Genomic DNA, 12,372 nt, shown 5'->3' on the forward strand with positions numbered 1-12,372 from the left:
CCTCAAACGAAGGCGTTAATGCCTAGGTTTGAGGTGCTTCCTCTATATCACGAGTATGTTTTGAAGCTATTATACTTCGTTCCAAGCAGGATGTAAACAGAACTGACAAATTATTTAAGGGTGTTAATGAACTTGAACGCCTAAGCTCCGAAAAAATCCTCGCATATTCTGCATGTAAGAATCCTGAGTAGCGGAAGATTCCTTAAGAAGATTTTGCATGCTGTTCATAAAAGCAGAAGCTGATGTCGTATCCGCTTTGTCAAAGCGATTGTTTAACGGTGTGTTATTTAGCAACTCTGTATTCTGTCCCATACGTTCCTTGTATTTCTCAATCCAATCAGGATGTTGAGGAACCTTTTGCGCAAAATTTAACAGTTGGCTCAACCCATTTCCTCCACCTTTAATATCATTCATGTACGCCGTATATTTTTGAGGATCGACCTGCTTCATCACTTCCGACAGCTTGACATAATCCTCAGGAGCACCTGACGGACGATCCATTGGAGTCGTGTAGCTAATATCTCCGGTCTCTGGATCAGTGGATCGTGTTAAAGCAATACCAGCGATCTGGTTCATGGTTTCCAGAAATTCTTTGGCCTTGTAGCCTTCCATGTAATGATCGGCAATATACTTGGATTGGGTAACTCCCATCTCCAGCAGCACAGCTCGCTGACTCTCATCGGTTACTGTTCCGTCGACGATAAAATTAGATTCAATCATACTGTACACTGCATTAGACACTTCTTCTGACTGACCTTCCAAAACCCGGTTTAATGAATCATTGATTTGGGTTGTACCGAAATACTTGGCAGCCTGTGATACAATAGCTCCTTCGGCCAACTGTCTGCCGGCTTCACTGATCTCCACGGAGTCTTGAACTACGAATCCCGAGACCTTTTCTTCATGAAGCTGGGATGATGGAACTTGCTTACTTGTCGGATTGATCCGTAAGCTACTCGCATTAAGAATCGCTTGCTGTGCTCTAAGAGGCCCAAAATTCATCCTATTTCCTCCTGTCATGTTTGTAACAGGCAATCTAAGGCGTATGTATAGTGTAATGTGACCCTGTTTCTATATATATCGGACAAAGCATATATGGAATGAATATATGCTTTGTCCCAAAAATGAACAAATATTGAAGAAAACTACTTTTGATTCAAATATAAAATACTCAAGCAACAAGTTACCTTAGGGTTAGCTTAATAACCTATCTATCAACCGCCATAAATACTATAGGCAAAGTGATATACAATATCCGTATCTATAATCGAAGTACCTGACACCTGAGCGGCTACCCCTGATAGATCATAGTAGTGTGTAAAACTGATGGCTCCAGACAGGTATTCCGCTATACTTCCAGTGGAAGATGGCAGGGAAAGAGTCACACTAAAGGCTCCATTCTGGTCCGTATAAGCTGTGCCTGTACGAGTACGATTCCCGCTGCCTTCAGTCCAGTTCTGATTCAACCATGTCACATCAACAGGTGCATTTGCCACTGGATAACCATCAGTTGTCTTAACTACACCATTCACGGTAAGGTTACTGCGTTGATTAACCCGATAATGACGACCATATGAGTAGTTCGGATAATCATTAGGGCCATTAGCAGAATCATAGCCGGTAATTTCAATTTTGCCAGCCCGAAGCACCGGCTTCAGTGTAAGTGTGTACAAATGATTGGGTGAATACTGATTGGGTGTGTACACTCGCACATAGTAGGTTCCTGTATTTAAGCTAACATTATGGTTCGTTTGCGGCAAAAGCACCATTTGGTTTCCGGTAAGGACTCCGTAGACTTCCGCTTTGTAGCCATAACCGTCCGAAACACTGTCAAGCTTGACGTTCAAAGCGTCATAATTGCGGCTGGCTGGGATCGTAACTTGGTACCAGTCATTATCAATGCCTGAATGAATGGAGCGTGAATTAAGCGATGAACCGCCCGTACTAAAGGTAAAGTTGTAGGCATGGAAAGCACTCTCATCTGGTTCATATGCATCGTAGCTGGAACTTGTATCGACCGTTAGATAGAAAGGATCATTGATACTGGAACCTTTTTTGGCATGGACAGCAATCGCATATGCCTTTTCATTTCCAGAAGCGTTGCGGGTTCCTACGTTTTCAGGAAGTGAGGCAGCCCCCTGTTCATAATTGTTAAAATAAGTACCATAGGTGGATGCGTCAATGGCATTAGGATTAATGTCCCCTGTCGTCATATCAAACTCATATAAGTATAAATCATAGTCAAGCTGGGCTGAAAATGGACCATCCAACTGGGCCTGCAACAATTCACCAGGCTGCAAATAGATTGGATATAAAAATTGTGTACCTCCCTCTTGCGTAATCGTACCGGAATACGTAGCAGAAGAAGCTGTGGCTGAAGCAACCATTGGGCTTTCTTTCAGCGAAGACATGGATTCCCTTTTCAATGAGGTTGTCTCTGGTGTCTTGAAGTTGAGATTTTCTTGCATGACATAAACCGAAGACGTAACGCTGTCTGGCTTGTCTGCCCGCGTTAAACGCTTAATTAAGTCTCCATTTTCAGTTGTTAGCTGAATCTTGGGTTCTGACTTAATCGCTTGATCCGATGCAGCCTCCTTACTTTCACTCGCGTTCGCAGTCATTCCGAAAGCAAACAGAAGCATCATGCTTAACATCATTGCAATAGCCTTTTTGAACCTTTTCATACTGAAATCCCCTCTCAAATGGTTTAAGGAATTCCCGCTATCCCCGGATAAACCAGGGTGATTTCTAGGCTGCATGGCTCTATCATAAATCATCTTTGGTTCTATTGGAATATATTATGCAAAACATTTTCTATTTGTAATCTATGAAAACAAGACTATTTTCTTATCCTTGCTAAATAAACATGAAAAGTCGCTCTTTCAGAAATGGAAAGCCTCGGCTAACCCTTCAGAAAAAGCGACTCTCTCATGATCAAAATGACATTAAAGCATTTCTTAGTTTCTCAAGCTGTAAGCAAATAGATAAATAATGTCCGTCGCACTAATCGAAGTTCCATCGACATGAGCCGCTACTCCTGTAAGATCAAAATAGTGTGTGGAACCAATTTCACTTATATATTCTACATTTTTTCCTGTCGATTGCGGAAGAGAAAGGGTCACACTGAATTTACCGCTATCATCGGTGTACGTAGAAGCCGTTCTCGTACGGTTACCGCCACTCTCGCTCCAGTTCTTATCCAGCCAAACGACCGTGACAGGAGCATTGGGAACCATTTGACCATCTGTTGTTTTCACAACACCGTTCACGATCAGACTGCTGCCTCCGTTAATACGATAATGACGACCGTAAGAATACGTCGGATAATCATAATAGCCATTGGAGTTATAGCCGGTAATTTCAATTTTGCCAGCTCGAAGCACCGGTTTAATCGCTAGTGTATACAAATGGTCGGCTGAATACTGACTTGTGCAGTACACTCGTACATAGTAGGTCCCTGTGCTTAAGGTAACATTATGATTGGTTTGCGGTAGAAGCACCATTTGGTTGCCAGCAAGAGCTGCATATACTTCCGCTTTGTACCCATAGCTTTCCGAAGTGCTGTCCAGCTTCACATTTAATGCATCATAATTACGGCTGGCTGGTACTGTAACTAGATACCAATCGTTATCTATAGCGGAATGAATGGTACGGAAGTTAATCGAGGAGCCTTTGTCGTTAACCGTAAAATCATAAGCATGAAAGGCACTGTCATCCGGCTCATAGGCATCATAGTTGGAGCTTACTGCTACAGTTAAATAAAAAAGATCATTAATGCTAGACCCCTTCTTGGCATGAACTGCAAGCGCGTATGCCTTCTCGGCTCCGATTGAGTTGCGAGTTCCTACGTTTTCTGGAAGAGAAGCAGCTCCTTGCTCATAATTGTTAACATAAGTCCCGTAGTTGGAAACATCTATAGGATTGGAATTAATATCACCTGTCGCCATATCAAACTCATACAGGTATAAGTCATAGTCTAGCTGGGCTGAAGACGGACCATCCAACTGAGCCTGTAACAATTCACCCGGTTGCAAATAAATCGGATATAAAAACTGTGTGCCTCCCTCTTCTGTAATCGTGCCGGAATATGTAGCAGTAGACGCTGTCGCTACGGTCGCTGCAGCTTTAGCTGATACTGATTTTGTGCTGGCTTTGAGCGAAGGGGTAACTTTCTTTTTCAATACAGATTTCTGTGGTGTCGCCAAGTTAATATTTTCTGTAATGGTGTACACCGAATTTGTGATACTGGCAGGCTTGTCCGCGCGTGTTAATTGTTCAATGACACTTCCCTTATCAGTTGTTAGCTGCACATTGGAAACTATTTGAATCGCTTGATCCGTCTTCACCTCTGGGCTTGCACTCGCGTTCGCCGTCATCCCGAATGATAGCAGGAGCATTGAGCTTAGTGTAACTGAAACCACCTTTTTAAACCTTATCATACTGAAATCTCCTCTCAAATGTATTAAAGAAATACAGCTATTCCTAAATATATGCAGGGAAATTCTAGGATGTCCTTTTCTGTCATAAAGGAATTCTGGTTTCAATGGAATATAATTCTTAAAATATTCTTATTTGTAATCCGTATGAATAGGGTTTAGGTTAATTAACTTAATTTTGACACTATTTTACCGCAAAATCCCTACCATTCTCTTATTTATACGATATAATCAAATAATATGGATAGTTCTTTTAGACTATGAAATGAATCGAATTACCCATAACATACATAAAAAAGGGGATCTGAACTTAATTAATGAAAGTAACACCAAGCTAAGCGAGGGTAGAAAGCTATTCAGAGATTTTGGCGAACAGGTTAACACACTTGCTAAAGAGCATGATGTGACTTTGAATAAGAAATAAACAAAAAAACTCCCATTATGGGAGTTTTTTCACTTCAGGATTTTGCAAAATTCACACTTATGAATATTCGAAGCAAATTACCGCTTTACTTAATTCTTGGTCGTAAAATAAATAGACGGTATCCGCCCCACACGCTTGAAAATAATACCCGGTAATGGAACCGATATAGGTAAAAGTCTCACCATTGGGACGCTTAGGCACATGAAGCAGATTGGTTTGCTCGAACTGGAGCATCTCTTCCAGAGATTCATGATATTCCTTGATGTAACTTTGAGCCTTGTCAGACTGAAAAGCGATATCATCTAAAATTCCGTTAACTTCAGGGTAACTCAGCCCCCAACCACTGGATTGCTTTTCCTCAAAATCACGGGTGAGTTCTTCAACAGACTTTTTAGCCTCTCCAAAGGAGGAATATGGATAAATTTTATTATTTTCCAGGAAAAACGCTTTGCGAGCTTGGTAGTCTTGTTCATTATTCATATACACCTGTTCCAGTCCGCCCAACGCCATGACTTCTCTCTTCATACGTAGGTACGCTTTATCCCCGGTTGATTTCAGCGCTTCATAGGTAGCTTCCAATTGCTCCTTCTGATGAAGACTAAAATAATTCCAGTCTGCTTCGAACTTGTATTTGCCGTCAACTACATCGAATCCCAGCATATCTTCCTTGGTATATGAGGTATGAAAGTCCTGAGTATTTTCACCCACACAGCCTTCGTAGATTTCTTTTACGGAAACAAAATGCAACCACTCGTCCTGCTCTGGAAATAAGAACTGAAGATTAATCGAGCAAATCGGCAGAAAATGCTTGCGATGATGTTCAAGATCGCTGGCAAATACGTCCTCGTATGCTGGAAAACGTTTGATGAATCTCTCAGGTATGTTCATGGTAGTCCCCCTATATTGTATAGTTTTCCGGTAGCCTTCTAATCTGAAACGTTCCTTCCATGGAAATCACGCTATAGAGTTCATCAAATCCTTCTTCGTAGCTCGGAACCTCTAGTTTACGCATAACACTTTTAATACCGATTTCAGGAATATACTCTTTGCCTGTACGTTGCTCATTACGTTTAATAGATTCTACAAAATCGGGCTCAAAATAGTAGCCAATAATTTTAAACGCCTTATTTTTACAAGCATCTATATATTTCTTCCGTTCGATAACAGTGGCATTTGTATTATCTACAACAAAGCGCTGCATTGCTTCGATGGAGGCCTGAAGGTAAATATTTTCTCTATTTCGTGTTTTAAGCATATCCAGATTTATTCGCATATGTGTTTTGAAGAATTGTTCTTTATAAAAAGTCGACTTGCCCGAAGCCTGAATTCCTATAAAAATAACACACTCCAAATCTACACATCCTTGTCCAAGTATACATATTGGTTAATATAATCTCTATTCTGCGAAAAAATCGGTGTCTCATGATCAACATCCCACTTGCTTCTAACGGCTTCGCCTTTGTTGTATTGTTGTTTGGTAATGCAAATTCCCCGCTTTTGCCAGACCGGAAGGTCGTTCCAGTTTAGCCCTTTTTCCACAAAAAGCTTGTCTTGGAGCTGATTTCCGTTCAATCCTTCTAGATCTGAATGCCCGAAATGGGCTTGAGCTACCATAGAAATGCTGTTTTTAGTAGCATCTTGTTGTCTCCATAGGAAGTAGTTTGTAACCTCATCCTGAGGCAAAACCCAAGCTCTCGCATCAAAAGTGGCTAAAGGCTGACCTGGGTAAACCTTTTGGATTTCCTCATTAAATTTGGCTGTAGCCAGAGAGGCAGATATGGACACCATCTTTTGAAGATTATTTTCAAACCAGGATTGCGTCGTTAATTTGTCATCATTCGTAAGAAGCAGTGAGATTTCATCGCTCTGATGATACACCAATTTACATCCCATAATGTTATAGGCCAAATATTTACACGTCTCCCATAATGCAAAAATTAGTTTCTCATCAAAAGGTTTCGTCATCCCACGCGTAAAGGTATGAAAATGCGCACCATCAATTCTGATGATTACTGGTAAACGGCGTGGTAGGCTTAATCTATAGGCATTTTCATATTCCTTCATCCTATTTCCAAAATCATTTTTTTTCATAAACTATGTAGGTTCCTTTCATGATCCGTGATTTACGTACGCAGTACAGGGCGATATGGGGTGCGGATAGCCAAGCTTTTCTTGAAGAAAAGCCCCTCCTCGTATGTGCAGGAGGACCGAGAACAGCAAAGGTTTAATCAGCTTCTTGCCGTCTTTTTTCTGCTGGTCGCTTGGGTAGGATTTATGCTCCAGTGGAGTATTGTCGCTTATGTATTCTCGACCATGGGCCTGGTGGCGGCCTTGGTGGCTATCCTTGGTTTTTGCATAGGATGTTTTATTCTCTACCAATGGTCCCAATATCAATATCGAAGAAGAAAACACGTGTAAACAGACTATGTCGGTTCCGCCTTCTTATTATTTTGCAGTAATATTATCCTCAAACACAAAAACAGAGATGGCTATATCTTCCTCCACTTTAATATCTGAAAAGAGGTGCAGCAGCCGGGAATCCATGTAATCCTCCAGTTCTTTATTGAAGTGTGTGGGATAGATTTTTTGAACCATTTTGGTTCGGGCTGCATGCACCATCTCTTTCCCGGATTCTTCTTGTGCCAGAAACTTTTCGGATGGGGTTAAATTTCCATACAGCATCGTGATGGCCATATTATCTACAAAGGTTGTATGTATGCGCTCCGGGCCTTTCCCAAATAGCTCTTTACGTACTTTTCGAATAATTTCGTTAAAACCCGTTTCCCTTCTCATATCGCACCGCTCTCCTAAAATCTACTAAAATCCCTATTACTATTTCCATCATAACCGATTCCTATCATATAAAACAGAGACTAGCGAAAGTGATTTTTGGAACATGATTTTACGCAATTATAGGCGTTCATTAATTTTGTTTAACATTCCCTCTAAAATTCGCTTCTCCTCTTCGGTCAGGGCCTGAACAATTTCGTCCTCCACCTTTTGGAAAGAATCACTAAAAGTTTCAATCAATTCAATGGCTTTTGGTAAAACATAAATATTTTTTTGCCGTTCATTATTGGCCGGGATTTTGCGCTCGATGAATCCTTTTTGCTCAAGACCTTGAAGTATGCTTGTAATGCTGGCTCCGCGCAGATGAAACCGATCGGCAAGATCCTTCTGAATTAAATTATTTTCTTGATTCTCGTAGATATATCTAATCATTTTTCCTTGTTGAGCATTTAATCCCAACTCTTTTATGCTCTCGTCCGCTCTTTTCTTTAGCTTAAGACCGATAACCTGAAACAAATCCAGAAAAACCGTATCCTTTTGGGTTTTCATCATCGTACCTCCTCAAATTATTAGAAGTCTAATTGTCAGTAAATAAACTATATAAATCTCTAAACTGTTTGTCAAATGAAAATTAGTTTATTGACAGTTATACAACTAACAGTTAGAATTCTAATTGTTTGAAGCTGAACACTAAGGAGGAACGACATGAAGAATGTAACTCAAAGCTCTACGGTAGAAAAAGTTACAGCGATTACGAATGTACGTATTTTCGATGGAGAAAAAGTTATTGAGCCCAGAAATGTTATCATCCAGGGGAAAACTATTATTTCGGTAGGTGGAGACCTTCCGACGCATGCAACGATCATCGATGGGGAAAATGCGACATTATTGCCCGGCCTGATTGATGCGCATGTCCACACTTCAATCGGTGGGTTACGAGATGCTTTAAAATTCGGCGTCACGACAGAACTCGAAATGAACGGCAGTTTTACAGAAAGAGGGCGCAAGATCCAGTTAAAAAACGTGAATGACGCCGCTGAAGTCCGTTCCGCCGGCACAGCGATCACTGCTCCAGGTGGTCATCCGGATGAATTATTGCAGGATGAGGATGAAATTCCTGAGTTCGTATTAAAGGAATTGGAGAAGTTACCCAAGAAAGACCGGGAAGCTATGCTAGCCGCTTACGCTCACGATCACGAAAAAGTGCCCCAAGTGACGACAGTGGAAGAAGCGATCAAACATGTGCATACCCAAGTGGAGAGTGGCGCCGACTTTATTAAAATCATGATTGAAGAAGGGACGGTCTTGGGTGCCCCTGGACTGCCTATTTTAAGCGACGAGATTTTAAAAGCAGCTGTGGTAGAAGCCCATAAGTTCGATAAAATAGTCATAGCCCACGTCTTGACGGCTCATTCTTCGCAAACCGCCATCGATATTGGAGTCGACGGATTGGGTCACTTATTTCTCGACAGGCCCGAATACACATCTGAGTTGGTGAAATCCATAGCGGATTCAGGCGCATTTGTTATACCGTGCTTAGTATTGAACTCATCCATTCTAGGGAATCCAGCATCAGAATTGGCGAATGATTCACGTGTTTATTCCAAATTAAGTCCGGAATGGATCGATATTTTGAAATCAAGCTTCCATACTTTCCCGCAAGGCAATTTGGAGAATAGCTTTAAAAATGTGATGGATCTTCACCGTGCCGGTGTGGATATTCTGGTCGGGACGGATGTCGCCCCCGTTCCTGTTCCCAATCTTGGCGGCCTTGCTCATGGAGCCAGCGTTCATCATGAAATGCAATTGCTGGTTGAGGCCGGATTTACTCCCATAGAAGCGCTTCAGTCGGCTACCGCGAAACCGGCCCGTTGCTTTGGGCTTAACGATCGCGGCTGTATTGCCGAAGGTTCGCTCGCTGACCTTATACTAGTAAACGGTGATCCGACAACCAACATCTCGGATACTTTGTCGATCAAATCCGTATGGTTCAAAGGTGTGCAACAACTATGTTAATCGGAGCCTATCGAACAGGAACAACTTTCTAATCTCATTTATATGACTTCCATTTTTACTTTCCGAAGATAGCTTAATCTTGTTGCCAACGCAAAAACACCTCCAAGGTTATCTCCATATCTTACGACATGGGGTTTCACTTTGAAGGTGTTTTAATTGCAAGCAACATTGTAAAAATGTACAAACAGTGGTCCCAAATAATTTCGCCATGCTCTGTTTGTCATAAAATATACGGCTTACTCGTAGGCACCGATGTTCACAGCGGCTCCCTGTACTCTTGGCTTCCCGTCGATATCCAGTGTTCCAATGATGGCAAGGTCCGTGTTCCCGGCATCGATCGCAGGTGACGAAGACTGCAAATGGAAGTCGCCGTTCGCGGCATTCACGAATTTAGGATCGGCAAATAGGGAATGCGTATCGTTGCCGGTCCCCGATTTGTACGCGGAGAAACCCGTATACTCCTTTTTTTTCCAAATCCAATTTGCTTCCGAGCTGCCGCTCGGAGCAAAATATAAATTATAATCCACAACATTGCCGGAATTTTTGGTGTATCCATTGGAGATCAGCATATCCGTGGAGCTGGCCACGAAAATATTGTTTTGGATCACGTTGTTTCGCGTATCATATTGAACCAAAAACTGGCCGCTTCCATCTTCAAACGTATCGTTCTTGTATAGTGTATTGTTCACGATCTTGCAGTTTACCGTGGAGCCACGCTCCTCATTGTAACCGCCCATGGCAATGCCGGTCAGTCGGTTGTTATATATCGCGTTGCTGCGGACCGTAATATTGCTGGTGGCTTTACCGGCGTGCTCGGAGGCAATTTCGACGCCGATATCGTTGTTGTAGCTGTAGTTCTGCTCAATAATACTGTCCTTGCCCCCATCTACATAAATGCCCCCGGCCGAGTTGTCATCGCTCTTGTAAGATGGGTTATTTTGAACTGAATTATTATACACCCGATTGCCCTTCACCAACCCGTTCCGCGCCTGATCGTAAGTCGTATTCGGCGCGGTGCCCTCAAAGCCGATCAAATCAATCCCGATGTTGTCATTATCGTGAATGAGGTTGTCGGTCACCGCAAAGCCATCCACGTTGCCGTTTAAAACGAGCGATTCGCTGGAGCCCAGCACGAGATTGTACAGCTCATTGCCGCTGATCGTAAGATCGTGAATCGAAGCCGGAGCTTTCGTGCCGTAAACAGCGATACCGTGAGCATCCCGGCCCAGCCGATCTTTGCCGGTCGGAGTGACCATGTTTTTGATGTCATGGATTTTATTGTTGGATAGATTAATGAAGCCGCCCGAACCGTGGACATAAATACCTACAGGCACCACGTTCTTGGAAGCAGTGGTAAAATTGCGGATTTCAAACCCCCGAACAGTAACGTAATTGACATCGGCCAGTTCGATCAGCCCTTCGTTCCCGCTGACCGAAAGTCCGCTGCCATCAATAATGGCGGTCTCTGTCCCATAGTTGGTGAACACAATGGGACCTTGCGAAGCGGAGCCAGAGCGGGTAATCTTTACTTTCTGCTTGTACACGCCGCCCCGGACGTAAACCGTGCTGCCCGCAGGAGCCACGTCGGCCGCGTGCTGCAACGTCTTCCACGGCGCATCGTTCGTTCCGGCGTTAGAGTCGCTGCCGCTCGTGGCCACATAATATTCTGAACCGGCCGCGGAAGCGACGGGAGGTTGCACATTTCCGGCCACCAGACCAAGCCCGAAAACCACGGCTAAACCTACCAGAAACATTTGCCCGAATTTCTTCATGTTCCTCATCCCCTTTGTTTTTCTTGTAAATTGTACCCTAATTCCACTAAATCTGGTTCTTTGGCATCGGCCATTAGTGCAACCTAATGCGCCATACCAAAGAACAGGAGGTCACCGTAATCGCTGTCGATAGAAACAAGAAACCCTGCGTTTTAGTAATCGCAAGGTTTCTTGGTGATCAAAGCTGCTAACGTTGCCGCAGCTGCCCTATCGGCAGACTACGCATATTCTTACTCCAAACGAACTAATCCTTTACCAGTCGATTAGAAAGCATCAACATGATAAAAGAGAATAAAATGATGACAGCTACCCAGCTCCAAGAGAGTGTCATATTTCCGACCTCGGACGCGGTGTAAATTGCTGTAGGCAGGGTTTGAGTCTGTTCAGGAATATTACCTGCAAGCATCAGCGTAGCACCAAATTCCCCTAACCCTCGGGCAAATCCGAGAATGTATCCTGAAATGAGGGGGCGGTAGGCAAGGGGCATCGTAATGTGGCGAAACACTTGCCATTCGTTGGCACCTTGCGCACGTGCAGCCTGCTCTACCTCCGGGTCTACAGCTTCAAAACCTGCTTTAATGGTGCGGTAAGCCAGTGGAAAAGCAACAACTACGGCCGCCACCACTGCAGCTCCCCACGTAAATACAATCGTCTGCTGGAACAGGCTTTCGAAGGCAGTGCCAATCCAGCTTTTCCTTCCCAGCAAGATGAGCAAAATAAAGCCGATAACAGTAGGAGGCAAAACGAGCGGAAGAAGTAGGACGGTCTCAATCACGCTGGTTCCCCTCCGCGACGTGCAGTTCGCCATCATCCGCGCTACCACAGTAGCTAATAAAAAGACGATGATGCTGGCGACGACAGCGACTTTAACAGATACGATAACCGGAGGAAGAAAAGCTGACCAATCCAACGGGACCCCCTCCTTTATCTGTAA

At 43.3% G+C, this 12,372-nt stretch carries 12 protein-coding genes; 2 read left to right on the forward strand and 10 right to left on the reverse strand.

Annotated features, from left to right (window positions below; all coding sequences use genetic code 11):
- Positions 1-123 precede the first annotated feature (123 nt).
- The 6 genes from MKX46_RS06895 to MKX46_RS06920 form a co-directional block, all read right to left on the reverse strand.
- A complete protein-coding gene (locus tag MKX46_RS06895) occupies positions 124-1,002 on the reverse strand; it encodes a hypothetical protein (protein ID WP_341071029.1) in 879 nt (292 codons plus the stop codon).
- Between the two features lie 212 nt (positions 1,003-1,214).
- Positions 1,215-2,684, reverse strand: coding sequence for a hypothetical protein (locus MKX46_RS06900; protein WP_069010432.1), 1,470 nt, complete (start codon positions 2,682-2,684; stop codon positions 1,215-1,217).
- Positions 2,685-2,957: 273 nt separating this feature from the next.
- Positions 2,958-4,439, reverse strand: coding sequence for an Ig-like domain-containing protein (locus MKX46_RS06905; RefSeq protein ID WP_069010431.1), 1,482 nt, complete (start codon positions 4,437-4,439; stop codon positions 2,958-2,960).
- A gap of 478 nt (positions 4,440-4,917) precedes the next feature.
- Positions 4,918-5,748, reverse strand: a complete 831-nt coding sequence (locus MKX46_RS06910) for a siderophore biosynthesis protein (protein WP_069010429.1) — start codon at positions 5,746-5,748, stop codon at positions 4,918-4,920.
- 10 nt (positions 5,749-5,758) lie between these two features.
- Positions 5,759-6,211: an AAA family ATPase gene (locus MKX46_RS06915; RefSeq protein WP_069010428.1), complete on the reverse strand. Its 453-nt coding sequence runs from the start codon at positions 6,209-6,211 to the stop codon at positions 5,759-5,761.
- A 2-nt stretch (positions 6,212-6,213) separates the two neighbouring features.
- A complete protein-coding gene (locus MKX46_RS06920) occupies positions 6,214-6,951 on the reverse strand; it encodes a tRNA(His) guanylyltransferase Thg1 family protein (protein WP_069010427.1) in 738 nt (245 codons plus the stop codon).
- Positions 6,952-7,011: 60 nt separating this feature from the next.
- Between MKX46_RS06920 and MKX46_RS06925 the strand changes: the two genes are divergently transcribed.
- Positions 7,012-7,278, forward strand: a complete 267-nt coding sequence (locus tag MKX46_RS06925; protein ID WP_256026026.1) for a DUF4395 domain-containing protein — start codon at positions 7,012-7,014, stop codon at positions 7,276-7,278.
- 27 nt (positions 7,279-7,305) lie between these two features.
- Here the strand turns inward: MKX46_RS06925 and MKX46_RS06930 are convergent, their stop codons facing one another.
- Together MKX46_RS06930 and MKX46_RS06935 are read right to left on the reverse strand one after the other, a co-directional pair.
- The gene (locus MKX46_RS06930) at positions 7,306-7,653 is read right to left on the reverse strand and encodes a DUF2294 domain-containing protein (protein ID WP_013311231.1); all 348 of its coding nucleotides are present in this window, start codon (positions 7,651-7,653) and stop codon (positions 7,306-7,308) included.
- A gap of 117 nt (positions 7,654-7,770) precedes the next feature.
- Positions 7,771-8,199 (reverse strand): MarR family winged helix-turn-helix transcriptional regulator, encoded by a 429-nt coding sequence (locus MKX46_RS06935; RefSeq protein ID WP_069010426.1) that lies wholly within the window; start codon positions 8,197-8,199, stop codon positions 7,771-7,773.
- Between the two features lie 156 nt (positions 8,200-8,355).
- On the opposite strand from MKX46_RS06935, the gene MKX46_RS06940 reads away from it, so the two are divergent.
- Entirely contained in the window at positions 8,356-9,666 is a 1,311-nt protein-coding gene (locus MKX46_RS06940; protein ID WP_069010425.1) for an amidohydrolase family protein, read from the forward strand.
- A gap of 236 nt (positions 9,667-9,902) precedes the next feature.
- Here MKX46_RS06940 and MKX46_RS06945 read toward each other — a convergent pair whose 3' ends face one another.
- Together MKX46_RS06945 and modB are read right to left on the reverse strand one after the other, a co-directional pair.
- Positions 9,903-11,438, reverse strand: a complete 1,536-nt coding sequence (locus MKX46_RS06945) for a choice-of-anchor Q domain-containing protein (RefSeq protein WP_069010424.1) — start codon at positions 11,436-11,438, stop codon at positions 9,903-9,905.
- Between the two features lie 244 nt (positions 11,439-11,682).
- On the reverse strand, positions 11,683-12,348 hold the full coding sequence (gene modB, locus MKX46_RS06950; RefSeq protein ID WP_069010423.1) for a molybdate ABC transporter permease subunit: 666 nt from the start codon (positions 12,346-12,348) through the stop codon (positions 11,683-11,685).
- Positions 12,349-12,372 lie beyond the last annotated feature (24 nt).

This window comes from Paenibacillus sp. FSL P4-0113 (genome assembly GCF_038009305.1).
Classification (GTDB): domain Bacteria; phylum Bacillota; class Bacilli; order Paenibacillales; family Paenibacillaceae; genus Paenibacillus; species Paenibacillus polymyxa_D.

Coding starts and splice junctions, on each gene's coding strand:
- MKX46_RS06920 (WP_069010427.1), bottom strand. CDS start 6,951: ATGAAAAAAAATGATTTTGGAAATAGGATGAAGGAATATGAAAATGCC.
- MKX46_RS06930 (WP_013311231.1), bottom strand. CDS start 7,653: ATGAGAAGGGAAACGGGTTTTAACGAAATTATTCGAAAAGTACGTAAA.
- MKX46_RS06935 (WP_069010426.1), bottom strand. CDS start 8,199: ATGAAAACCCAAAAGGATACGGTTTTTCTGGATTTGTTTCAGGTTATC.
- MKX46_RS06905 (WP_069010431.1), bottom strand. CDS start 4,439: ATGATAAGGTTTAAAAAGGTGGTTTCAGTTACACTAAGCTCAATGCTC.
- MKX46_RS06900 (WP_069010432.1), bottom strand. CDS start 2,684: ATGAAAAGGTTCAAAAAGGCTATTGCAATGATGTTAAGCATGATGCTT.
- MKX46_RS06895 (WP_341071029.1), bottom strand. CDS start 1,002: ATGAATTTTGGGCCTCTTAGAGCACAGCAAGCGATTCTTAATGCGAGT.
- MKX46_RS06940 (WP_069010425.1), top strand. CDS start 8,356: ATGAAGAATGTAACTCAAAGCTCTACGGTAGAAAAAGTTACAGCGATT.
- MKX46_RS06910 (WP_069010429.1), bottom strand. CDS start 5,748: ATGAACATACCTGAGAGATTCATCAAACGTTTTCCAGCATACGAGGAC.
- MKX46_RS06945 (WP_069010424.1), bottom strand. CDS start 11,438: ATGAAGAAATTCGGGCAAATGTTTCTGGTAGGTTTAGCCGTGGTTTTC.